The sequence below is a fragment of the Streptococcus mitis genome, assembly GCF_023110375.1.
Classification (GTDB): domain Bacteria; phylum Bacillota; class Bacilli; order Lactobacillales; family Streptococcaceae; genus Streptococcus; species Streptococcus mitis_CI.
Window position 1 is genome coordinate 1 of the sequence record NZ_JALDVV010000008.1, and the last position, 24,746, is coordinate 24,746.

Here is a 24,746-nt window from a genome sequence, read left to right on the forward strand (position 1 = left end):
GGAGATTTAACTGCTGTGAGCCTTGTCTGGACAATATTTCAGACAAAACCTACGACAAATGATTACTCATATTATACCCTATTTAGCTAAATTTTTCAAGGTTTTTTTACTATTTTTTAAACAATCTTTTCCTATATATTATTTTAAAATTTCAAGAGAATGAAGCATTATATTTTCTCTTAAACATTAGGAAAACGCTTGCATATTGTTTTACTAAGTGCTATACTGATGATAGAAATTTATTGATTGGAGAATCATTATGAGAAAAATACCATCTCAAACTGAGAAAAAAATGGTCTACAGCATCCGTTCCCTCAAAAATGGAACTGGTTCTGTCCTTATTGGAGCAAGCCTTATTCTGCTTGCCATGGCTACACCAACTATCTCAGCAAACGAAAATACACCAACCACTAACGAACCCAGCAACAGAAATACGACCTCCCTTACTCAACCTCTTACTGATGCAACAAACATCGCTGGCAAGAACGAAAGCGATTTTTCTTCACCCGATAGTGCAAACGCTTCCCTAAAGAAAACAGAAGAAAAACCTGCAACAGAGCCAACTACTCCTGCTGCAACTCCCGCCGATTCAGCCCCACAAACCGGACAAGATCGTTCAAGTGAACCAACTACTTCTACGAGTCCAGTAACGACTGAAACTAAGACAGAAGAGCCAATCGAAGACAACTACTTCCGCATCCATGTCAAAAAACTCCCTGAAGAAAACAAGGATAGTCAAGGACTATGGACTTGGGACGATGTTGAAAAACCTTCTGAAAATTGGCCGAACGGAGCCTTGTCCTTCAAGGATGCCAAAAAAGATGACTATGGCTACTACCTAGATGTCAAATTAAAGGGAGAACAAGCCAAGAAAATTAGCTTCCTCATCAATAATACAGCTGGGAAAAATCTAACCGGCGATAAATCAGTAGAAAAACTGGCACCAAAGATGAATGAGGCTTGGTTGGACCAAGATAACAAGGTTTTCTCTTACGAACCACAGCCTGCAGGAACTATTCGTGTCAACTACTACCGCACAGATGGCAACTATGACAAGAAGTCTCTCTGGTACTGGGGAGATGTGAAAGAGCCAAGTAGTGGTGAATGGCCTAATGGAACAGACTTTACGGCTACAGGCAAATATGGTCGCTATATCGATATTCCACTCAAAGATGCAGCTAAAGACCTTGGATTTTTATTACTAGACAGAAACAAACAAGGAGACGATGTGAAAATCCGTAAAGAAGATTATAAGTTCACAGATTTAAAAAATCATAGCCAAATTTTCCTCAAAGACGATGATGAAACCATCTACACCAACCCCTACTATGTGCACGATATCCGCATGACAGGAGCCCAACACGTAGGTACTTCTAGCATTGAGAGTAGTTTTTCAACACTTGTCGGTGCTAAAAAAGAGGATATCCTCAAACACTCTAACATCACTAATCACCTAGGAAACAAAGTAGCTATTACTGATGTTGCAATAGATGAAGCTGGTAAGAAAGTGACCTACAGCGGAGATTTCTCGGACACAAAACATCCATATACTGTTAGCTACAATTCCGACCAATTCACTACCAAAACAAGCTGGCGACTTAAAGATGAGACATACAGTTATGATGGCAAACTTGGAGCTGACTTAAAAGAAGAAGGAAAACAGGTTGATTTAACCCTTTGGTCACCAAGTGCTGATAAGGTTTCTGTCGTTGTCTACGACAAGAATGACCCTGAAAAAGTGGTTGGAACTGTCGCTCTTGAAAAAGGGGAAAGAGGAACTTGGAAACAAACTCTAGATAGCACAAATAAATTAGGAATCACAGATTTCACTGGCTACTATTATCAATACCAAATTGAACGTCAAGGTAAAACTGTTCTTGCACTCGATCCTTACGCTAAGTCCCTCGCTGCTTGGAATAGTGATCTTGCAAAAACAGACGCTTCCCATAAAGTGGCTAAAGCCGCCTTTGTAGATCCAGCCAAACTAGGACCTCAAGACTTGACTTATGGTAAGATTCACAACTTCAAGACTCGTGAAGATGCCGTTATCTACGAAGCTCATGTGCGTGACTTCACTTCAGATCCCGCTATCGCAAAAGACTTGACCAAACCATTTAGTACCTTTGAAGCCTTTATTGAAAAACTAGACTACCTCAAAGACTTGGGTGTAACCCACATCCAGCTCCTTCCCGTCTTGTCTTACTACTTTGTCAATGAATTGAAAAACCATGAACGCTTGTCTGACTATGCTTCAAGCAACAGCAACTACAACTGGGGATATGACCCTCAAAACTACTTCTCCTTGACTGGTATGTATTCAAGCGATCCTAAAAATCCAGAAAAACGAATCGCAGAATTTAAAAACCTCATCAACGAAATCCACAAACGTGGCATGGGAGCTATCCTGGATGTAGTGTATAACCATACAGCTAAAGTCGATATCTTTGAAGATTTAGAACCAAACTACTACCACTTTATGGATGCTGATGGGACACCTCGCACTAGCTTTGGTGGTGGACGTTTGGGAACAACCCATCATATGACCAAACGACTCCTAGTTGACTCTATCAAATATCTAGTTGATACCTACAAAGTGGATGGATTCCGCTTCGATATGATGGGAGACCATGATGCAGCTTCTATCGAAGAAGCGTACAAGGCTGCACGCGCCCTCAATCCAAACCTCATCATGCTTGGTGAAGGTTGGAGAACCTATGCTGGTGATGAAAATATGCCTACTAAAGCTGCTGACCAAGATTGGATGAAACATACTGATACTGTCGCTGTCTTTTCAGATGACATCCGTAACAACCTCAAGTCTGGTTATCCAAACGAAGGTCAACCTGCCTTTATCACAGGTGGCAAGCGTGATATCAACACCATCTTTAAAAATCTCATTGCTCAGCCAACCAACTTTGAAGCTGACAGCCCTGGAGATGTCATCCAATACATCGCAGCCCATGATAACTTGACCCTCTTTGACATCATCGCCCAGTCTATCAAAAAAGATCCAAGCAAGGCTGAGAACTATGCTGAAATTCACCGTCGTTTGCGACTTGGAAATCTCATGGTCTTGACAGCTCAAGGAACTCCGTTTATCCACTCTGGTCAGGAATATGGTCGCACCAAACAATTCCGTGACCCAGCCTACAAGACTCCAGTAGCGGAGGATAAGGTTCCAAACAAATCTCACTTGTTGCGTGATAAGGATGGCAATCCATTTGACTATCCTTACTTCATCCATGACTCTTACGATTCGAGTGATGCTATTAACAAGTTTGACTGGACTAAAGCTACAGATGGAAAAGCATATCCTGAAAATGTCAAGAGCCGTGACTATATGAAAGGTTTGATTGCCCTTCGTCAATCTACAGATGCCTTCCGACTCAAGAGTCTCCAAGATATCAAAGACCGTGTCCACCTCATCACTGTTCCAGGCCAAAATGGTGTGGAAAAAGAGGATGTGGTAATTGGCTACCAAATTACTGCTCCAAACGGTGATATCTACGCAGTCTTTGTCAATGCTGACGAAAAAGCCCGCGAATTTAATTTGGGAACCGCCTTTGCCCACCTCAGAAATGCGGAAGTTTTGGCAGATGAAAACCAAGCAGGACCAGTCGGAATTGCCAACCCTCAGGGGCTTGAATGGACTGAAAAAGGCTTGAAATTAAATGCCCTTACAGCTACTGTTCTTCGAGTCTCTCAAGGCGGTGCCATCGTTGCCCCAGCTGTGGAGGATAAACCAGAATTTGACCTTTCTAGCTTAAAACAAGAACAAGAACAAGGGCAATATAATATCCAAGACAATATGTCAAACCGAGTAGTCAAACCCGAACAGCAAGATCCAGCTCCACAAACTAAAGCTGACTCTACTAAACCAGATGCCAAAGTAGCTGATGCGGAAAATAAACCTAGCCAAGCTACAACTGATTCACAAACTACACAAACTACACAACCAGCCCAAGAAGCACGAGTATCATCTGTAAGTGAAGCTGTTCAAAACGAATCAGTAGAAAACCCTAGCAAGGAAAATATACCTGCGCCTCTAGCTAAACAAGCTGAACTTCCAAATACAGGAACCAAAAACGATCACAAACTCCTGTTTGCAGGAATTAGTCTCCTTGCCCTTCTAGGTCTCGGGTTCTTACTAAAAAACAAAAAAGAGAACTAAACTAGCCCTCCTATAGAACAATCCCCCAAGCATTAAAGCTCGGGGGATTAATTTTTGCCCTGATAATCCTATCTGTCAAATCATATATTCCACACTATAGGTCGCATCCGAGAGTATTCGTGCCAAAAATTGCTTGGTTCTTTCTTCTTTTGGACGACTAAAGAAATCATGGGCATTATTTTCTTCAACAATTTTCCCACCATCCATAAAAATGACATGGTTGGCTACATCTCTGGCAAAACCCATCTCATGAGTCACTACTACCATAGTAACTCCTTCTTTAGCTAACTGTTTTAAAACATCTAAAACATCTCCTACCAACTCTGGATCCAAGGCCGATGTCGGCTCATCTAATAAAATGACCTCTGGTTTCACAGCGATGGCACGTGCAATGCCAATTCGTTGTTGCTGGCCTCCAGAAAGCTGAGAAGGATAATAATCTTTATAAGCTAGTAAACCAACTTTTTCTAAGGCAGCTTCCGCACGTTTGGTTGCTTCTTCCTTAGGAATTTTCCGAGCAATAGTCAAGCCCTCTAAAATATTTTCCAAGGCGGTCTTATTAGCAAATAAATTATAATGTTGGAAAACGAAGGCTGTCTTCTGGCGAATTTCTAAAATATCTTTTTTGGTCAATTTGCCAAGATCGTAGTCTTTATCAGCAAGCTTCAAAGAGCCACTATCGGCCTTTTCTAAATGATTGAGACATCTGAGAAAAGTCGTTTTACCTGATCCAGATGGCCCCAATATTACAACCACATCCCCTTGGTTGACCTTGAGATTAACATCTTCTAGGACTTGTCTGTCTCCAAATTTTTTTGCAACATGTTCTACTTGTAACATTGTCTCCTCCTATGCTAAACCTGTACTGGGCACTACTTGTCCCTTTTCTCTTCGAATATAGCGTTTCTCTATAATTGAAAAGCCCCATTGAATCAATCCGCAAATAAGAATGTACTGTAAAAAGATCACAAAATAGGATTCAAAATACTGATAACCATAAGACGCTTCAACACGGGCAATGGCTGTAATATCCTTAATGGTCATCACAAAAACCAAAGAGGTTCCTTTTACAATATTTATAACTAGATTAGCCAGATTGGGCAGAGCTGATCGCAAGGCCTGTGGAAAAATAATCCTCACATAAGCTTGACTAGTGGTTAAGCCAATCGCTTGTGCAGCTTCTAATTGTCCCTTATCCACAGTCAAAATAGCCGAACGTAAGATTTCTGATAAACTACCTGTTGTCATCAGGCTATAGATAATAAAAGCATAATAGATCGGATTGAGTTTAAAGATGTCAACATCACTTCCTATGCTTTTGAGAAATTGATTGAGCAAACTCGGAAACAAACTATAGAAGAAAAGAATCAGCAAAATCGGAGGAGTCGCTCTTATAAAAGCGAGATACACGAGCGAGAAAGTTCGAACACCTTTGACTTTATATATTTGTCCCAGAGCTAAAAACAAGGCTGGTAGAAAACTTAAGACCATGGCTACAATCATGATAATCAAAGTGGTCGGTACCCCTTTTAAGGTCTCTAAAAAGGTTTTTGCAATATAGTCTAAATCCATATCCTATCTCCCTTTCGTTTCCAAAGATTTTTCTAACAAGCGACTCAAGAAGGAAACAGCCAAAGCTACACCCCAATAAAGAATGGCAACCGCTGTATAGGTTTCAAGAGAGTAATTCCCCAAATTGCGACTGATTAAGAGATTCCCAGCCCCCATGACATCCACAAAACCAATCGTATAGGCTAGGGCAGCGTCCCGCATCAAATTTAGAATAGCGGTCGTCATATTTGGAAGAGCCACTTGAAAAGCCTGAGGAAAAATGATTCTCCAAAATGTCTGACTAGGGGTCAGACCAATACTGACTCCAGCCTCCATCTGACCTTTGGGAATTGCCTGATAGGACGCCTTAAATACTTCTGCAATGATAGCCGCAAATAGTAAGACCATGGTGAATAAGACGAAAACCGTCTTAGACCAGTTGTTGATGTCTAAATTCAGCCACCATTTTAAAAATTCAGGTAAACCATAAAAAACTAAAAACAGTAAGACAATGGGGGGAGTACAGCGAAGAGTGAAAATATAGCCCTTGGAAAGACCTGCAAAAGTCTTATCTTCTCCCACTTGAGCCCAAGCCAATAAGCCACCGAAAAGGGAACCGAGGATTGTAGTAAAAAAGAGAATGGACAAGGTCATCGGAAGAGCCTGCCATAAGGTTGGTAAAAATTGGAACACTCTTGAAAAATCATATGAAACCATATAAACCTCTTTCTAATACTCAATGAAAATCAAAAAGCAAACTAGCCACAGGTTGCTCAAAACAGTGTTTTGAGGTTGTGGATAGAACTGACGAAGTCAGTAACCATACCTACGGCAAGGCGTCGTTGACGCGGTTTGAAGAGATTTTCGAAGAGTATAACATTCCTGATTGTTCATCTAATCTTTATCAACGTAGCTAAAGACGTCTTCTTTAAAGTATTTTTGAGAAAGCTTAGCTAAAGTACCGTCTTCTTTTAATTCTTTAATAGCTTTTTCATACTCTTTAGCAAACTTCTCGCCCTTTTCATCACGGTGAATCAATGGATAGGTTGGGATTCCTTTATAAGGGAACCAGCTAAGTTTGTCCGCATATTGGTGGTAAGAGCCATCCTCTGCTGTCACTGCTTTTTCAAAAGATAACTTGATATCAAAGAAGGCATCATATCGTCCTTCTAAAACCCAAGCATAAGCATCTGCCACCTTGAAGGATTCAGCAGCTGTCAACTCAATTGGTGTATCCTTATGCTTCTCGTTATAACTATTGATGACATTCCACTGGGCATTTTGAGGAGAGATGGGTACTAATTTCCCTTTATTTTTGGCAAAATCATCAATATTCTTATATTTGGCTTCATCTTCTTTTCTAACAGTAAAACCAATAATGCTGGCTCCTACTGGCTCAGATGGAATAATAAATTTCTTAGCCCGTTCATCTGTATACCAAGCACCTTTAGTTCCAATATCGTACTTGCCAGACTCAAGTCCAATCAAGAGATCATCATCACTAGTTCCAGTATACTCAAATTTATAATCTGCTAATTTCTCATCAACCGCCTTTAAAACAGCGACTTCATAACCATCTGATCCCCCTTTTTCGTCAATAAAATCATAAGGGACATAGTTTTGAGTATGGGCAACTTTTAAAGTTGTTACTTGTCCAGATGAAACTGCATCTGCACCTTTAGCAGATGCTCCCGCCAAAGTTCTACCAACAATCGTTGCTCCAAGAACTGCCACAACTGCAACTCCACCAATAATCCATGTTTTCTTACTCATATTCTTCTCCTTTATTTATCTAATGCCTCTCTCACCCACTGGATACGTTCCACTGCAATATCGCTTGGAATGGTACAATCTGCTCCAAGTATGAAGCCCTCTTTTCCTGTTTCTTCTACCAATCGTTTGGTTTCTGCTTGAATTTCTTCCTTACTGCCTCGATAAAGAAGTCCCTCTTTTCCATTTTCAAATCCTCCCAAAACAGCACGACCCTTGAAAATCTCACGACCTTCTTTTAGGCTGATACCTTCTGGTCCAACTGCCCAGTTAAAAACATGAGCTGGATAGTCGGCAAAGATATGAATATCGTTTCGAGCTCCTTCATAGCCACAGATATGAAGGATATTTACCCCACCAACCGACTTAGCTGCATTTAAAACAGTCAGTTCACTCGGCGCAATAATCTCCTGATAGGCTTCAGCAGAAACACGCGTATCCTGAATACTTTGCACACTGAGATAAATACCGTCTGCTCCTGCATCTTTAATAATAGCTTGACTCAAGCTAGCGATATCTTGCGCAATCACATCAAGTACTTTTTTCAATTTCTGAGGATTTTGGACCAAGAAATCTGCAATGAGATCATCTCCACCAGACACTTCTCCAAGTAACCATTTGAGGTAGGTAACAGGCGCAAAAATATTGTAAATAGCAACAATATCTTCCGTAAACTCCTGCTTAATCTTCTTCACTAATTCTACCTGCTCTCTAATCCATGGATGATCTTCACCCAGAGGTTGAATCTCCGACAGCTCTTGGAGTGACTTTCCTTTGGCAATAACTAGATTTGGATAAGCAAAATAGCCATCACTCATCAACTTGATAAAGTCTGGATGTAGGTCACGGATAAAACGTTTGTGACCTTGTATGTTCTTTTCAATAATCACAGGATTGGAAAATCCCTTTAACCATTCCTCTTCTGATGTAAAATGGTGCCAAAAACCTACAGGTACACGATCGACCGCTTCTCCTCTAAATGCTTTTAAAACCCATTCTCTTTTTTCTGACATCTCTATTCTCCATTTCTTTCTTTTTCGACTAATAAAACACTGGCAATATCATTGGTTTGAATAAAGGGAAGACTTCTCTTCTGAAAATCCTGAATCCCATGACATCTTGGCCCTTCCTTACAAGTAAGTCCCTTTGTAAGACTGATCGCAAGTAAGATGACAAAGCCGAGGGCCGTCCCTACAAATAGCCACTTTTTTCTTTTCATAAGGCCCTCCTATTCTAAAATAGCAGCCTGACGAATCCAGTCCAATCTTTCTAATTCAAAGTCATCTGGAACCGTGCAATCCGCTCCAAGAAGGACTCCTCTAGTCCCAGCTTCAGCCAACAAGCGTTTGGTTTCCTCTTGTAGTGCAGCCTTTCTACCTCCATAAAGCAGGCTCTGCTTCCCATTTTCAAAACCACCCAAGACCGCTTTGCCATGAAATAGCACCTGACCTTGAGGTAAACTAACTGCTTCATGGTGGGTTGCCCAATTGAAAACCTGGGCTGGATAATCTTTGAAAATAGTCACATTGTTACTGGCACCTTGGAAACCGCAGATATGCAGGATATTTACCCCACCTACCTGATTGGCAGCTTCTAAAACCTTTATGTTGCTTGGCTCAATATAGGTCTGATACAATTCTGCTGTGATGCGCTCATCCTGAATTTCTTGTGTACTGAGATAGATTCCATCTGCTCCACCATCCTGAATGATTTTTTTAGTTAGGATAGCGATATCCTCTGCTATCACGTCTAAAATCTCCCTGAATAGCTCTGGATTTTCGAGTAATAGATTAGCAACCTCCTTATCACCTCTAGAAGTTTCTGTACGAAACCACCTTTTCAGGTAGGAAATCGGAGAAAAAATATTGTAAAATGATGCAATGTCCTCAGTGAAGGTCGCTCGAATAGCTTGTACCACTTCTACTTGTTGCTGAATCCAAGGATGGTTTTCACCAATCGACTCAATAGAAGCCAGCTCCTGAATACTTGAAACCAAAGGACTGTAGACATTACTTGGATAAATGAAAAAGCCGTCACTCATCATTTTGACAAAATCAGGATGAATTCTTTCAACGTACTTCCGATGTCCCTCTACACTTTTTTGAAAGATACGTGGGTTATTTAAACCTTGACCTTTTTCCTCCAGTGTTACAAAATGAAACCAAAAACCTACAGGAACTCGTTCCACCTCTTCTCCTCGGATGGCTTTAAAAACTAGCTCTCTTTTACTTGTCATACTTTTCTCCTTCCATTTGGATTGAAACCATCTTACCACTCCTTTTGACCTTTTCCCAATATATATTGACTATCGACTTGATTGGGATTGTTTATATCAGTAGAGAAAAAAATCTCTGAAAAGCTTGATTCTACTAGCTTTTCAGAGATTCTTTTCTGTTTATTGCTTTTTTAAAATAGTTGTTATATAGATTTTTTATCAGCCTGATTAGGATTTTTTATTAAGCCTCTTTCATGGCAAAATAATCCCGTACTTTTGGAGCCACTTGCGTTCCGAAAAGTTCAATAGCTCTCAGGACTTGTTCATGAGGCATAGAACCAAGAGGTAGGTGCAACATAAAGCGGTCCAATCCTAAATCCTCAATCATGCGAATCAATTTTTCGGCCACCTGATCTGGATTGCCCACAAACATAGCACCATTTGGCCCTACCTGCTCCAAATATTGTTCATAGGTCAACTCCTGCCAGTGTGGACGGTCTTTGGAAATAGCATCCACCACTTGCTTGGTCGGATGGAAATAATCTTTTACAGCCTGCTTGCCATCTTCAACAATCCAACCCCAAGAATGGGCCCCAACCTTTAGTTCCTGACTGGCATAACCCGCTTCGCTCCCAATCTCACGATAAGCCTGAATCAACTTTTTAAAATAACGAGGGTTACCACCAATAATGGCATAGACAATCGGTAGGCCTGCCTGAGCAATCTTCACTGTTGATTCGACATGACCACCTGTCGCTATCCACAAGGGTAATTTTTCCTGAACTGGACGAGGATAGACTTCTTTGCCAGAGATTGTTTGGGTCAAGCGACCTTGCCAGTCTAACTTGGTCTTTTCATTGACTAACTGAAGCAAGTCTATTTTCTCATCAAAAAGGGCTTCGTAGTCTTTCAAATCATATCCAAACAAGGGAAAAGATTCCGTGAAAGAACCCCTTCCAGCCATAATCTCCGCTCGCCCATTTGACAAAGCATCGATAGTAGCATATTGTTGGAACAATCGAATCGGATCCATACTCGAGAGAATACTGACTGCACTAGTCAAACGAATCTTCTTGGTATTGACTGCCCCAGCTGCCAGGACAATCTCTGGAGCTGATACTGAAAAATCTGCTCGATGGTGCTCACCAATCCCATATACATCCAAACCAACCTTATCAGCCAGTTCAATCTCCGCCACCAACTGGCGAATACGTTCGGCATGACTGTAAGTTTGCCCAGTCCCTTCAAGCTCCGTTGTTTCCCCAAATGTTGAAATTCCCAATTCTACCATTGCGATTCTCCTTGTCTATTTCGGTCCTTCATTTTGAAAAATTATTCTAACACGAATCTTGAGTACAAGCAACCGATTTGCTCACAAGAAAAAGCCTAGATAACTAGACTTTTTTAGCTTATTCTACCGTTACTGACTTGGCAAGGTTACGTGGTTTATCCACATCAAGGCCACGGTGGAGTGTTGCAAAGTAAGCGACCAATTGCGTCGGTACGACCATTGAAATTGGTGAAAGGTAAGGGTGAACGGTCGTAAGGACGATATCATCTGTATCTTTGGCAACATTCTCTTCTGCAATAGTGAGAACCTTAGCACCACGGGCTGCCACCTCTTGGATATTTCCACGAGTGTGGTTGGCAAGAACTGGATCTGACAAGAGAGCCAAAACAGGCGTTCCTTCTTCAATCAAGGCAATAGTTCCGTGCTTGAGTTCTCCTGCCGCAAAGCCTTCACACTGGATATAAGAAATCTCTTTAAGTTTTAGACTTGCTTCCATGGCTACATAGTAATCTTGACCACGTCCGATATAAAAGGCGTTGCGAGTTGTTTCGAGAAGATCACGAACCTTGGCATCAATGGTTTCTTTCTCTGAAAGAGTTGATTCGATAGACTGAGCTACGATTGACAACTCATGCACCAAATCAAAGGCTTGCGCTTTGGCATTGCCATTTGCTTCTCCGACTGCTTTTGCAAGGAAGGCAAGGGCTGCGATTTGCGCTGTATAGGCTTTAGTTGATGCCACGGCAATTTCAGGTCCTGCGTGAAGGAGCATGGTATGGTTGGCTTCACGAGAAAGAGTTGAACCTTGAACATTTGTCACTGTCAAGCTTGGAATTCCCATTTCATTAGCCTTAACCAAAACCTGACGGCTATCCGCTGTTTCACCAGACTGGCTGATAAAGATGAAGAGTGGTTTCTTGCTGAGAAGTGGCATACCATAGCCCCACTCAGATGAGATTCCAAGTTCAACTGGTGTATCTGTCAATTCTTCCAACATCTTCTTAGAAGCAAATCCTGCGTGGTAAGATGTTCCAGCTGCAAGAATGTAGATACGGTCTGCGTCTTGAACGGCCTTAATGATAGCTGGATCTACCACTACTTGACCAGCCTCATCTGTGTAGGCTTGGATGAGTTTACGCATAACCGTTGGTTGCTCATCAATTTCTTTAAGCATGTAGTAAGGGTAAGTTCCCTTACCGATATCTGACAAGTCAAGTTCAGCAGTGTAGCTAGCACGCTCACGACGATTTCCATCATAGTCTTGAACTTCCACACTGTCAGCCTTGACGATTACCAACTCTTGGTCATGAATTTCCATGTATTGGTTGGTTTCACGAATCATAGCCATAGCATCTGAGCATACCATGTTATAACCTTCACCAAGACCAATCAAGAGTGGTGATTTATTTTTAGCTACGTAGATGACTTCAGGATCTTGTGAGTCAACCAAGGCAAAAGCATAAGAACCACGGATGATGTGAAGAGCTTTTTTGAAGGCTTCAAGAACAGAGAGACCTTCTTCTTCCGCAAATTTTCCAATCAAGTGAACAGCGATTTCAGTATCTGTTTGCCCCTTAAAGTGGTGACCTGCAAGGTATTCTTCCTTGATTTCAAGGTAGTTCTCAATGACCCCATTGTGCACCAAAACAAAACGTTCAGTCTCAGAGCGATGTGGGTGAGCATTGTCTTCCGTTGGTTTTCCGTGAGTAGCCCAACGAGTATGTCCGATACCCGTTGTCCCCTCAACACCAGCTGTCTTAGCAGACAATTCTGCGATACGACCAACAGCCTTCACCAAGTGGTTTTCAGCACCACCTAGGACAAAAATCCCCGCAGAATCATAGCCACGGTATTCGAGCTTTTCAAGCCCTTGAATCAAAATATCAGTTGCATTTGTGTTTCCAACAACACCAACAATTCCACACATAGTATATACGACACAGACCAGCTGTGCTTTCTCCTTAAAATTGGTATAGTCTAATTCCTCTTTTATAGAATCAGCAAAAACAGTATATACTTGTTTCTTTCACTTGTCAAGAGTAAAAATTGGTATAGTTCAAATTACGCTCCTGTTAGCAAAAGACTCTGACCAATTAGGATAATCAGTCAGAGTCCTTTTTAAAATCCATTATTATCGCTTAATTCCTTGAACCAGTGCCCTGATTTCTTCAGACGACGTTCTTGCGTTTCCAAGTCTAATTCGACCAAGCCATAGCGATTTTTATAGCTATTGAGCCATGACCAGCAATCGATAAAGGTCCAAATCAAGTAGCCCTTACAATTGGCTCCGTCTTCAATGGCACGGTGAAGTTCGCGAAGATGACCTTTTACAAAGTCAATACGGTAATCATCTTGAATCATTCCATTCTCACGGAATTTTTCTTCCCCTTCAACACCCATACCATTCTCTGTCAACATCCACTCGATATTACCATAATTTTCCTTGATATTTTGGGCAATGTCATAAATCCCTTGCTCATAAATCTCCCAGCCACGATGAGGATTGATTTTACGTCCAGGCATCACATAAGGCTCATAAAAATGTTCTGGCAAAAGAGGACTCTCTGGATGCTTCGCAAATCGAGGAGCCATAACACGCAAAGGTTGATAGTAGTTGACACCAAGGAAGTCCACAGTATTGTCACGAATGATATCCAACTCCTCCTCTGTAGCATCAGGCAAGAGACCGTATTCATGTAAGATTTCTACCAACTCCTGTGGATAAGGCCCCAAAACAGACGGATCTAAGAAAGATTGGGCCTGAAAAAGGTCCGCAATATTAGCAGCCTTGACATCAGCAGGATGCTGGCTACGTGGATAAGCCGGTGTCAAGTTTAAGACAATCCCAATCTTGGAATCTGGCAAAAGTTCATGACAAGCCTTAACCGCCCGACTGCTGGCCAATTGTGTATGATAAGCTACTTTAACGGCTGCCTCTGCATCCACCTTATGTGGATAATGGGCATCGTAAAAATAGCCAAATTCTACTGGAACTATTGGCTCGTTAAAGGTAATCCATTGATCCACTAAATCTCCATAAATCTCAAAACAAAAACGAGCATAGTCTTCATAGGCTGAAACAGTCGCCTTATTTTCCCAACCATCACCATCCTCTTGAAGGGCAAAAGGCAAATCAAAATGATAAAGATTGACTAAAAGACGAATCCCCTTAGCCTTAATAGCCTCAAAAACCTTACGATAGAAATCCACACCTTGAGCATTGACTTTTCCACAGCCTTGTGGAAAAATCCGTGACCACTGAATAGAAGTCCGAAAGGCCGTATGACCAGTCTCTAACAGTAGCTCAATATCCTTTTCCCAGTTTTCATAAAAGGTTGATGTTTTATCTGGACCAATCCCATTATAGTAACGATTTGGCTCCACTTGGTACCAATAATCCCAGAGATTATCTCCCTTACCGTCACCAGCTACACGTCCTTCTGTTTGTGGTCCAGAAGTAGAGGATCCCCAGACAAAATCCTTTGGAAATCTTAGCATACATTTACCTCTTTATCTACTCATTTTTCCCATTATACAGAAAAAACAAGGTAAAAACTAGTTACATTTTTTCCTTGTTTTTCTTCTGATTATAGTTTTTATTTCTTGCTGAGAATTTCAAGCGTTTCAAGCACGTTATCTGCATGAACTTCGATAGTATCACCAGTCGCTTTAATCTTAACTTCTACGATGCCATCGGCCGCTTTCTTCCCAACAGTGATACGGATTGGCAATCCAATCAAGTCGCTATCACTGAATTTGACTCCGACACGTTCGTTACGGTCATCTGTCAAGACTTCGTAACCAGCTCCCATCAAGCTTGCTTCAAGCTTTTCTGTCAAGGCTTGCGCTTCTTCATCCTTGACATTGACAGTAATCAAGTGCACATCAAATGGTGCCAATTCTTTAGGGAAGTTGATTCCCCAAGCATAACGGTATTCACCTTTTGGCGTTTTGTTAACAAAGAGGCGAGCGTGTTGCTCCATCACTGCTGAAAGGAGACGGCTGACACCAATACCATAACATCCCATGATAATTGGCACAGCACGACCATTTTCATCCAAAACATCTGCCCCCATGCTTGCCGAATAGCGAGTACCGAGTTTGAAGATGTGACCAATTTCGATACCACGCGCAAAGTTAAGGACACCTTGTCCGTCTGGAGAAATTTCACCCTCACGAACTTCACGGATATCCACATATTCTGCAGTAAAATCACGACCTGGGTTCACACCAGTCAAGTGGTAGCCATCTTCGTTAGCACCGACAACTGCATTGCGAACATCTTGCACTTTACGATCTGCAATAATTTTAATATTCTCTGGCAAAGCAACTGGGCCAAGTGAACCAAATCCTGCTTGAACAACATTTGCCACTTCTTCTTCACTTGCAACGTCAAAGAAATCTGCTCCCAAGTGGTTTTTCAACTTAACTTCATTGAGTTGGTCATTTCCAACTAGAAGGGCTACAACAAGCTCACCATCTGCCATGTAGAAGAGGGTTTTAATTGTTTGTTCTTCTGGAACATTGAGGAAGGCTGCAACTTCATCGATTGATTTAACATCTGGCGTTGCAACACGAGTTACTTCTTCTTCAGCGACAACACGGTTGCTTGGTTTGTACTCGTTTGTTGCCATTTCCAAGTTAGCCGCATAGCTAGACTCACTTGAGTAAGCAATGGTATCCTCACCAGAAACCATCCATTTAAGCAATTCTGCCTTGATTTCTTCTTGCACTTCTGCAGGAATTTCATCAAATGAGGCAACTGACTTGTCCAAGACAACCCAGCGGTCAAGGTCTGTACGAGCAGGTGTAATGGCCATAAATTCTTGGCTATCCTTACCACCCATGGCTCCACCGTCACCAATGATAGCCTTGAAGTCTAAACCACTACGAGTGAAAATACGCTCATAAGCAGCCTTGTACTCATCGTAAACACTGTCCAAGCTATCATAGTTAGCGTGGAAACTGTAAGCATCCTTCATGATAAACTCACGTGTACGGAGAAGTCCATTACGTGGGCGTTTTTCATCACGATACTTAGGTTGGATTTGGTAAAGGTTAAGTGGCAATTGCTTGTAAGACTTAACAGAATCACGGACAATAGCTGTAAAGGTTTCTTCGTGAGTTGGACCTAGGATAAAGTCTGATTTTTCACGGTTTTTTAGTTTGTAAAGATCCTCACCATAAGTTTCGTAACGACCTGATTCGCGCCACAATTCTGCACTGAGAAGGGCAGGAGCCAACATCTCAACGGCACCAATCTTGTCGAATTCTTGGCGCATGATATTTTTAGCTTTTTCAATCACACGGTTGGCAAGTGGTAGGTAAGAATAAACACCTGCTGAAACTTGACGAACATAACCAGCTCGCAACATAAGAGCATGGCTGATAACTTGAGCATCGCTTGGCATTTCGCGAAGCGTTGGGATAGGCATTTTACTTTGTTTCATAATATTCCTCGATTATCTAAAAAAGAGTCGCATGATGTCATTCCAGGTCACAGCAATCATCAAGACAACCATGATGACCACTCCGGCCAAGGTGACATAGGTTTCAATTTCTTGTTTCAATGGTTTGCGGCGAATGGCTTCCAGGATATTGAGCACAATCTTACCACCATCCAGGGCTGGAATCGGAATAAGATTAAAAATCCCGATATTGATGGAAATCACTGCCAAGAAGTACAAGACATTCTCAATTCCATTTTTAGCAGCATCACTACTTGCCTTAAAGATGGCAACAGGTCCACCTAGCTTGTTCAAATCCGGTTGGAAAATCAGATTTTTCAGTTCTGAGAGAATTCGGAGGGCCGAGTCAGCAGCAGTTGTAAAACCACCTACAAACATAGATAGAAAATCTGACTTAATCCCCGGTTGAACACCTAGAAGGTAACGGCCTTGACTTTCTTCTGGGGTAACAGTGACTTGTTTGTCACTCCCCTTTTCAGAAATAGTCACATCCAAGGTCGGGGCCGTCTTATCTTTGGTTTCTGATTCCACAGCCTGAATCAAACTTTCCCAGTTGCTAACCTCATGTGAACCAATCTTGGTAATCTGTGCCGTTTCTGGTACTCCCACCTTAGCCAAGGCCCCTTGGGGCATGACATGGAACTGGTTGGTATCGACATCTCTGACACCACCCTGCATAAAGATTAAAATCCAGAAAACAACGACACCTAAGATAAAGTTATTCATAGGGCCTGCAAAGTTAGTAATGAGTTTCCCCCAGATAGTTGCATTTTGATATTGAACATCTAAAGGTGCAATTCGAACCTCAGTTCCATCTGCTTCCACAACCGTTGCATCGTGATCTACTGCAAATGTTTTTTCTTCTTCCAGAACCAAGCCCCTGATAAAGAGCTTGTCTTCAAAGTCAAACTGGGTCACCTGCATAGGGAGGGCCGTTTGATCTAATTTTTTACCTGATAGATTGATGCGTTTAACCTTACCATCATCAGTAAGAGTCAAACTGACAGGAGTTCCTGTCTTAATTTCAGTTGTATCATCACCCCAACCGGCCATGCGAACGTAGCCTCCCAGAGGCAAGATTCGAATAGTATAGGCCGTTCCATCCTTGCCAATATGAGCAAAGATCTTGGGTCCCATGCCAATGGCAAATTCACGCACTAGAATCCCTGATTTCTTGGCAAAGTAGAAGTGTCCGAACTCGTGCACCACTACAATAATCCCAAAAACCAGAATAAAGGTTAAAATTCCGAGCATAGTATTTCCTCCGTCTTTTGATTAAAAGAGTCCAAATAAGTGCATAATTGGAAATACAAGTAGCATACTATCAAAGCGATCCAAAACACCACCATGTCCAGGAATAAATTTCCCAGAATCCTTGACACCAAAGTGACGCTTAATCGAACTTTCTAGTAAATCACCAAATTGTCCAGCAATGCTAAAGAAAATAGCAAAGACTGACATCTTGTAAATTCCATACGGAAGAGCAACTGTCCTATCAAACATCATAAAGATGATGGTTACTAAAATAGCACCTAAAATACCACCCAAGGCACCCTCAAAGGTTTTATTTGGAGAAACTGTCGGAGCTAATTTTCGTTTACCATAGTTCATTCCTATAAGATAGGCACCACTGTCTGTCGCCCAGACGATACATAAGGCTAATAGTGCCTTGTCTAACCCTGCAATTCTAGCATCTAATAGAGCATTAAAACCAAAGCCCACGTAGAAACTCATAGCAAGCGGGAAAACAGCATCCTCAATCGTATAAGACTTGCTAAAAACAGTCGTTCCTAACATGATTGAAATCAAAACACTATAGGCAACCACATTCCCATCAACTGGTAAAAAAGTCAGATAATTCTCCAAGGGAATGGTCAAAGCAAAGGTTGCAAAGAGGGTCAAGAGTCCTTCCATAGTCATGGTCTCTAGACCTCTCATCTTCAAAAGTTCATGCATGGCTAGCATGGCTATGATTCCAATTGCTATCTGCAGCAAGAGTCCCCCAATCATTAAAATCGGTAGGAAAATAGCCAGTGCAATCCCTGCAAACAAGGTTCTTTTCTGTAAATCTTGTGTCATATTTCCTCCTAAACTCCTCCAAATCGGCGTTGTCGACGATTGTAGGCAAGAATGGCTTCCTGCAAGGCTACTTCGTCAAAATCAGGCCACAAGGTATCTGTAAAATAGAGTTCACTATATGCCCCCTGCCATGGAAGGAAATTACTCAAACGCAATTCTCCACTAGTACGGATAATCAAGTCTGGGTCTCGTAAGTCCTTAGGCAAATGCTGGGTAAAGAGATAGTTGCCAATCAATTCCTCTGTGATGTCACCTGGGTTGATTTTGGCATCTAAAACATCCTGGGAAATCAACTTAAGCGCCTGTGTAATCTCAGCACGTCCACCATAGTTAAGGGCAAAATTAAGTATCAAACCTGTGTTGTTCTTAGTCAATTCCTCAGCCTTGGTCAGAGCTTCAAAGGTTTGCTTAGGCAGGCGGTCTGTTTCCCCAATCATTTGAATCTTAACATTATTCACATGCAATTCAGGGACATAATTGTCATAAAACTCTACTGGCAAGTTCATGATAAACTTGACTTCCTGATCGGGACGGGTCCAGTTTTCCGTAGAAAAAGCATAAACCGTAATAACCTTGACGCCCAGTTTGTTGGCTGCCTTGGTCACAGTTTGCAATGCTTCCATGCCCGCCTTGTGTCCAAAAACTCGCGGTTGCATACGTTTCTTAGCCCAACGGCCATTACCATCCATGATGATGCCGATATGAGCAGGAACCTGTGTCGGAACTTCTACTTCCACAGCCTTATCTTTCTTAAAAAATCCAAACATGATCTTATTCCTATTCAAAAATCTATCGTTTCATTATACCATATTTCCCTATTTTCTTCTATCACTAAGCTATTTATTCTCAGGCACCAGGCTCAGTTTTCAAAAAAATAAGCCGCCTGATTGGGCGACTCAATTTTTTATAGGGAGATTATTATGAAAAAGTTTTAGGAGTTTAAGTTAAGGTCTTCTTAACTTATGAATTTAGTATACACTCCCTAGCTTAAAGTTTCCTTAAGTATTTTTAAAAATCAAATTTTTCCATTTCTCCTGCCAATTTTTCTTGGATAGACGTATTTGATAGAGCTGCATTCGATCTTCATTTTCTAAAAAATGAGGAGTTGGGCGAACTTGAAAATTCAAAATATCCTCGACTCCATAAGGAGTAAAGAATTCTAAATCGGAGTCTTCATTCAAACGGAGCCCAACCGCCGTACACCGTTCTGGATACTTACTCATAGCATCACGAGAGCTGGTATAGGGCGCAGTATGAGGACTGTGCTGGTGCATATAGATCTGATTTTTCAATTCCCACTGGTACTGAGGAAAGTCCTCTCTCAACTTTTTCTCTAGGGATAAGGTTCCCTCATAAGAAATATCTGGATCAAAGAAAATCACATCTACATCTGTTTCACAGTCAAAAGCTGGTCTGTCTGACAAGAGATTCCAGATGAAATTTCGTACCGAACCCGCTGCCAACCATGAGTCTTTTAAGTCAAGGTCTCGTATGATCGTCAGAATAGCCATCATATCCGGATTTTCTCTAAATGCATCTAGAATTTCTTGCTCATTTTTCATTGTATTCATACCCTAAATGTTCGTAAGCCTTAGCGGTCGCAACTCGTCCTGAACGAGTTCGCATGATAAAGCCTTTCTGGATTAGGTAAGGTTCGTACATATCCTCAACCGTCTCACGCTCTTCAGCGATATTCACAGAAAGAGTTCCTAGACCGACAGGACCGCCGCCATACATCTCAATCATGGTGCGAAGGATTTTCTGGTCCACATAGTCCAAGCCTTCATGGTCAACATCCAGCATGGTTAAAGCCTTATCAGTAATAAGATCATCGATAACCCCATTCCCTATAATCTGGGCAAAATCGCGCACGCGTTTGAGGAGACGATTGGCAATACGAGGGGTTCCACGACTACGTAGGGCTAATTCAGATGCTGCCTCATGAGTGATTTCCATCTCAAAAATATCTGCCGTCCGCTCAACAATTTCCGTCAAGTCAGCATGGGCATAATACTCCATGTGACCTGTAATTCCAAAACGTGCCCGTAGCGGATTTGAGAGCATACCAGCCCGAGTCGTCGCACCAATCAAAGTGAAAGGTGGCAACTCCAAATGAACACTGCGACTGCCTTCACCAGCCCCAATCATGATATCAATGTAGAAGTCCTCCATGGCACTATAAAGCACCTCTTCCACTGACATTGGCAAACGATGAATCTCATCAATAAAGAGAACATCCCCAGGCTCTAAGTCATTCAAAATCGCTACCAAATCACCGGCTTTTTCAATGACTGGACCCGAAGTCTGCTTGAGATTGACACCTAGTTCATTGGCAATAACAAAAGCCATGGTCGTTTTTCCCAAGCCTGGAGGGCCAAATAAAAGCACATGATCCAGCGCTTCATCCCGCATTTTGGCAGCTTCTATAAAGATTTGAAGCTGGTCCTTGACCTTATCCTGCCCAATATATTCACGTAAATACTGAGGACGGAGCGTGCGTTCTACTAACTCCTCGTCCCCCATTATCTCATTATCTAAAATTCTACTCATGGCTCTATTATATCAAAAAACCAAGCCACAAACAAAAAAGCCACCTGATTGGGTGACTCCAGAGTTTAGCACCTATGTGGTATAACATTCTACGGCACTGCTACACCGCCTACGAAAGGAGGTGAGATAGCCCATGATGGAACTAATCCTTAAAACTATCATCGAACCGATTGTGGTCGGTGTCGTTCTTCGGCTAGTCGATAAATGGCTAAACAAGGACAAATAGTGTCAAAAAAGACCCCAAGCTTATTTGGACGTGAGCTTGGGGTCTTTTCTAGCCTATGATATAGACACAATACTTAATTCTCTTTCATTATCCCACAGTTCACACATTTCGTCAAAGATTTACATTCTCAGCTTCGCAAGCTTTAACCGCTGTACAACAATATGATGACTCACTCCTCGACAACCAAGAACATTATTACAGCAGTTCCAGTCCTTCAATTAACAGTCACTTACAATCAAATTGAGTTTGAAGTAGCTGAAGCGACAACAGACCTATTTATTAGTCATATTCGCTAAAAAAAGTCCCCGCCAATTCCCCGACCAAAATCCGAAAAATATCGGAAAATGATTTTTAGAATAGTCCCCAAAATCCTGAAATAGAGCCAAAAAACTCCACCTGATTGGGTGGAGTTAAGGGAGATTATTATGAAAAAGAAAAGTTTAGGATTTTATTAAATAAAGTTAGGAGGTCTTTATTTAATAACTATATGATACAAGACAAAGCTTAAAACTAGCTTAACTTTTCTCAAATTTTACTATTTTGCAAAAAAAATCTATCACCATCACCTATCCACGAAAAAAGCCACCTGATTGGGTGGCTTCATTAGGAGATTATGATGAAAAAAGTTTTAGGATTTCATTAAATAAAGTTAGGAGGTCTTTATTTAATGACTATATAATACTAGACCATCCTTAAATTTTGCTTAATAAAAAACAAATTTTATTATTTTTCTCGATTCATCCAAGTCATTCCTATACAATTATAGGTGGATAAGATTTCAAAGCCCATAGAACGATAGAAGCCCAAGGTTCTTTCTGTCTCTTCTGTCACCAGCTGAACTTGATAGACATCTTTGTAATCCTCTAAAACCTCTTTCATTAGGGCACTACCAATCCCTTGACGCTGATAGATAGGTAAAACGATTAAATCCTGAACCAGTACTGATGAGAATCCATCTCCAACCAAACGAATCAAGCCCACCACAGTATCATCATCAAGCGCCACATAAATCGCTAATGAATGAGATAAGGCCTGCTCCAGCATCTCTGATTGATCGGTATAATTTGTCCAACCGACAGCCTGATAGAGATGCAAAACATCCTCTAGCTTGACAAATTCTTGCTTTTTAATAGTGATCATGTCAACACCTCTTAAAACTCTCTCAAGCTCTTGTACTGCCGTCCATTTTTATCAAAATTTTCAGGAGCCAACCATGCTTCCAATCGAGCTTTGACTTGAGGCCAGTCCTTATCAATCATAGACAACCAATCCGTATCCCTAGTACGCCCCTTATAAACGACTGCCTGGCGGAAGGTTCCTTCATAAACAAATCCCAAACGCTCCGCAGCTCGTCTGGATGGCAGATTAAGAGAATCACATTTCCATTCGTAGCGACGATAGTTAAGCTCCTCAAAAACATAACGTGCCAAGAGATACTGAGCTTCTGTCCCTATTCGTGTTCCCCTGAGTTCTGGAGAAAAAGTGACCGCTCCCACTTCTATCACTCGATTATTCTGGTCAATGCGCATGAGAGAAAATGTTCCCAAAGCCTTACCAGTTTCCTTGTCTATAATTGCATAGTAAAAGCGATCCTTACGAGCCAACATCTGATTTAAAAGGCTAACCAGCTCCTCCATATCTGCCACTGGTTCCTGAAAGAGGTAAGTCCACATCTCCCGCGGAGTATCTGGACCATAAACAGCTAATAAATCATCCGCATGCTTTTCCACCGAAAGAGCCTCTACCCTAGCATAACGCCCTTCTAAGAAACCAATAGAAGGCAATTCGCCCGGTGTATAACCTTCCATTGACTCCCCAATCATCTGATCATATTCATTTACTGGCATAGCTTTCTCCTTATTCACTTATTGAATATAGTATAACATATCTCAATGAAAATTTTAGGAAACACTTGGTTTTCTATTCAATAATGCAAACTCCTCTTATAAAAATCATCCATCCACTTTATGGAGGAATAATCAAATATGGGAACGAGTGAGTTAATGTCCCTTATGCTTCTCTCTACGTTTTTACTGTTTGAGTTCAAATCTCTCTTGTTTGAACAATTGCTTTTTTAGACTGGACTACCAACCAGAACTGTGTTTTTATCTTAGTTGGGACTATTATAGTACGGTTCAGCACTATCTACAAATTTTTCAGATGTGTATCAAAATAATTTATCGTGGCAAACCATGAGTCTACACTTTCTTTCATTAATAAGCGCCAATCTTTTCGATAACGATGATTCGGTTGATAAGCAATCGTCAACATATGCCCTGTTTCATGATATTTTTTAAACAAAATGGATTCCCCTTTATATTGTGAAATAATATCATCTATCGCGGATGATGCATTCCATATTTCATCAACATCACTTCCTAGTAATAATAAAGGAGAGGCAATTTTACTCACATCAATCTGAGCCCTACTATCTTCAGGAATGTGTTTTCCAAAAAACTTGTTTAACAAATAATTTCCTAACTGAAATTTTTGATACGGAAGTTCTTTTTGTAAATATGTCCAAGAAGATGAATTAGAATTGAGTTTTCCCTTTATTCCCTCAAATATTACATTTGAGGGGGAATTGAGTACCAAACATTGCACATCTTCCAAAATACTTTGTCCAGCCAGAACAAGCTCTGCTCCTTTAGAGCGACCATATATTCCTATTTTTGTATTATCAACTTGAGGATGATGATATAGAAAATCTTTCGCCTCCTCCAGACATTCTATTGGAATTCGTTCTAAATTTTGGGGTAATCCCTCTAAACCAAAATAAGCTATCGCAAGACAAATATAGCCTCTAGAAGATAAAAGTTGGGCAATATTCTGAGCTTTTTCAATTCTTCCCTCACTACCGCTAACAATAATCACGGCTGGCGCCCTTCTTAACTTTTCATCATAAAATAATCGACCTTGAAAATGCTTGTCATAGATATCTTGATATCTTACTCCCAGATTCATATAACGCCTTACAAAACTTTGCTCCGCGACCATATCTTTTCCCAGTCTGATTTTAATTTCAACACCAAAACAATCTCGTAATGGAATTCTATCAAGAGAACTCGGTAATCTCCTTTTCCTATTCTTCAACGGTTTCGCATTAAAGAATAATCCCATTTCTGAAACTCCTTTATAAGATCCCGAAATAGATGCTGTCTGAGAGGTATCAATCATACCGTCCTGATCAGATAAAAAAATTGCGGTTGATTTCCATATAACATCATGATCTAAAAGCAAGGGAGCATTTATACAGTAATAATCAGACAGGTACATTTCTACACAATACATTGCCCTTGGTTCTAAACCATTAATAGCAATATAAAAAGATTCATCCGCTAAATCTGTTTGTGAAATCAGTTCTATGTTTACAGTCATATCTTCTCCTTTTTGTTAATTTACTTAACAATTATATTTGAAATTTA

The 24,746-nt window shown here is 41.1% G+C and carries 22 protein-coding genes; 3 read left to right on the forward strand and 19 right to left on the reverse strand.

All coding sequences use genetic code 11. The features are described 5' to 3' along the window. The first annotated feature begins 259 nt into the window (after positions 1-259). Positions 260-4,171: a pullulanase gene (locus M1G12_RS06235; protein WP_247949578.1), complete on the forward strand. Its 3,912-nt coding sequence runs from the start codon at positions 260-262 to the stop codon at positions 4,169-4,171. A 75-nt stretch (positions 4,172-4,246) separates the two neighbouring features. Here the strand turns inward: M1G12_RS06235 and M1G12_RS06240 are convergent, their stop codons facing one another. From M1G12_RS06240 to ruvB, 16 genes are all read right to left on the reverse strand, one after another. Continuing rightward, a complete protein-coding gene (locus M1G12_RS06240; protein ID WP_247949579.1) occupies positions 4,247-5,011 on the reverse strand; it encodes an amino acid ABC transporter ATP-binding protein in 765 nt (254 codons plus the stop codon). A 9-nt stretch (positions 5,012-5,020) separates the two neighbouring features. Next, positions 5,021-5,743 (reverse strand): amino acid ABC transporter permease, encoded by a 723-nt coding sequence (locus tag M1G12_RS06245; protein WP_049516113.1) that lies wholly within the window; start codon positions 5,741-5,743, stop codon positions 5,021-5,023. 3 nt (positions 5,744-5,746) lie between these two features. Next, positions 5,747-6,439 (reverse strand): amino acid ABC transporter permease, encoded by a 693-nt coding sequence (locus tag M1G12_RS06250; RefSeq protein WP_004256697.1) that lies wholly within the window; start codon positions 6,437-6,439, stop codon positions 5,747-5,749. A 177-nt stretch (positions 6,440-6,616) separates the two neighbouring features. Further along, positions 6,617-7,495 (reverse strand): transporter substrate-binding domain-containing protein, encoded by an 879-nt coding sequence (locus tag M1G12_RS06255; RefSeq protein ID WP_247949580.1) that lies wholly within the window; start codon positions 7,493-7,495, stop codon positions 6,617-6,619. An 11-nt stretch (positions 7,496-7,506) separates the two neighbouring features. Then, positions 7,507-8,505, reverse strand: a complete 999-nt coding sequence (locus M1G12_RS06260; RefSeq protein WP_084954325.1) for a uroporphyrinogen decarboxylase family protein — start codon at positions 8,503-8,505, stop codon at positions 7,507-7,509. Positions 8,506-8,507: 2 nt separating this feature from the next. Further along, the gene (locus tag M1G12_RS06265) at positions 8,508-8,711 is read right to left on the reverse strand and encodes a hypothetical protein (RefSeq protein ID WP_084954324.1); all 204 of its coding nucleotides are present in this window, start codon (positions 8,709-8,711) and stop codon (positions 8,508-8,510) included. A gap of 9 nt (positions 8,712-8,720) precedes the next feature. Then, complete coding sequence (locus M1G12_RS06270; RefSeq protein WP_247949581.1) at positions 8,721-9,728, reverse strand: uroporphyrinogen decarboxylase family protein; 1,008 nt, start codon at positions 9,726-9,728, stop codon at positions 8,721-8,723. 220 nt (positions 9,729-9,948) lie between these two features. Then, on the reverse strand, positions 9,949-10,998 hold the full coding sequence (locus M1G12_RS06275) for an LLM class flavin-dependent oxidoreductase (protein WP_247949582.1): 1,050 nt from the start codon (positions 10,996-10,998) through the stop codon (positions 9,949-9,951). Between the two features lie 118 nt (positions 10,999-11,116). Further along, a complete protein-coding gene (glmS, locus tag M1G12_RS06280; protein WP_247949583.1) occupies positions 11,117-12,925 on the reverse strand; it encodes a glutamine--fructose-6-phosphate transaminase (isomerizing) in 1,809 nt (602 codons plus the stop codon). 191 nt (positions 12,926-13,116) lie between these two features. Continuing rightward, positions 13,117-14,496 carry a glycoside hydrolase family 1 protein gene (gene bglA / locus M1G12_RS06285; RefSeq protein WP_247949584.1) on the reverse strand — a complete coding sequence of 460 codons (1,380 nt, stop codon included), beginning with the start codon at positions 14,494-14,496 and terminating at the stop codon, positions 13,117-13,119. A gap of 98 nt (positions 14,497-14,594) precedes the next feature. Beyond that, positions 14,595-16,448, reverse strand: coding sequence for a proline--tRNA ligase (locus M1G12_RS06290; protein WP_084947822.1), 1,854 nt, complete (start codon positions 16,446-16,448; stop codon positions 14,595-14,597). 12 nt (positions 16,449-16,460) lie between these two features. After that, positions 16,461-17,720: an RIP metalloprotease RseP gene (gene rseP / locus M1G12_RS06295; protein WP_247949585.1), complete on the reverse strand. Its 1,260-nt coding sequence runs from the start codon at positions 17,718-17,720 to the stop codon at positions 16,461-16,463. Positions 17,721-17,741: 21 nt separating this feature from the next. Next, the gene (locus tag M1G12_RS06300; RefSeq protein WP_141230590.1) at positions 17,742-18,545 is read right to left on the reverse strand and encodes a phosphatidate cytidylyltransferase; all 804 of its coding nucleotides are present in this window, start codon (positions 18,543-18,545) and stop codon (positions 17,742-17,744) included. Positions 18,546-18,553: 8 nt separating this feature from the next. Then, positions 18,554-19,312 (reverse strand): isoprenyl transferase, encoded by a 759-nt coding sequence (locus M1G12_RS06305; protein WP_247949586.1) that lies wholly within the window; start codon positions 19,310-19,312, stop codon positions 18,554-18,556. A 231-nt stretch (positions 19,313-19,543) separates the two neighbouring features. After that, the gene (locus tag M1G12_RS06310) at positions 19,544-20,116 is read right to left on the reverse strand and encodes a nucleotidyltransferase family protein (RefSeq protein ID WP_247949587.1); all 573 of its coding nucleotides are present in this window, start codon (positions 20,114-20,116) and stop codon (positions 19,544-19,546) included. Beyond that, entirely contained in the window at positions 20,097-21,095 is a 999-nt protein-coding gene (gene ruvB, locus M1G12_RS06315; protein ID WP_282186115.1) for a Holliday junction branch migration DNA helicase RuvB, read from the reverse strand. Before ruvB ends, M1G12_RS06310 begins: the two co-directional genes overlap by 20 nt. A 133-nt stretch (positions 21,096-21,228) precedes the next feature. Between ruvB and M1G12_RS06320 the strand changes: the two genes are divergently transcribed. Further along, the gene (locus M1G12_RS06320) at positions 21,229-21,321 is read left to right on the forward strand and encodes a type I toxin-antitoxin system Fst family toxin (RefSeq protein ID WP_084862780.1); all 93 of its coding nucleotides are present in this window, start codon (positions 21,229-21,231) and stop codon (positions 21,319-21,321) included. Positions 21,322-21,482: 161 nt separating this feature from the next. Continuing rightward, positions 21,483-21,617 carry a hypothetical protein gene (locus M1G12_RS09910; protein ID WP_257960423.1) on the forward strand — a complete coding sequence of 45 codons (135 nt, stop codon included), beginning with the start codon at positions 21,483-21,485 and terminating at the stop codon, positions 21,615-21,617. Between the two features lie 427 nt (positions 21,618-22,044). Here M1G12_RS09910 and M1G12_RS06325 read toward each other — a convergent pair whose 3' ends face one another. The 3 genes from M1G12_RS06325 to M1G12_RS06335 all read right to left on the reverse strand — a co-directional run bounded on the left by M1G12_RS06325 (position 22,045) and on the right by M1G12_RS06335 (position 24,699). Continuing rightward, the gene (locus tag M1G12_RS06325; RefSeq protein WP_020902700.1) at positions 22,045-22,461 is read right to left on the reverse strand and encodes a GNAT family N-acetyltransferase; all 417 of its coding nucleotides are present in this window, start codon (positions 22,459-22,461) and stop codon (positions 22,045-22,047) included. Between the two features lie 11 nt (positions 22,462-22,472). Further along, positions 22,473-23,168, reverse strand: a complete 696-nt coding sequence (locus tag M1G12_RS06330) for a GNAT family N-acetyltransferase (protein ID WP_049551256.1) — start codon at positions 23,166-23,168, stop codon at positions 22,473-22,475. A 298-nt stretch (positions 23,169-23,466) separates the two neighbouring features. Next, positions 23,467-24,699 (reverse strand): acyl-CoA thioesterase/BAAT N-terminal domain-containing protein, encoded by a 1,233-nt coding sequence (locus M1G12_RS06335; protein WP_237447094.1) that lies wholly within the window; start codon positions 24,697-24,699, stop codon positions 23,467-23,469. Between the last annotated feature and the right edge of the window lie 47 nt (positions 24,700-24,746).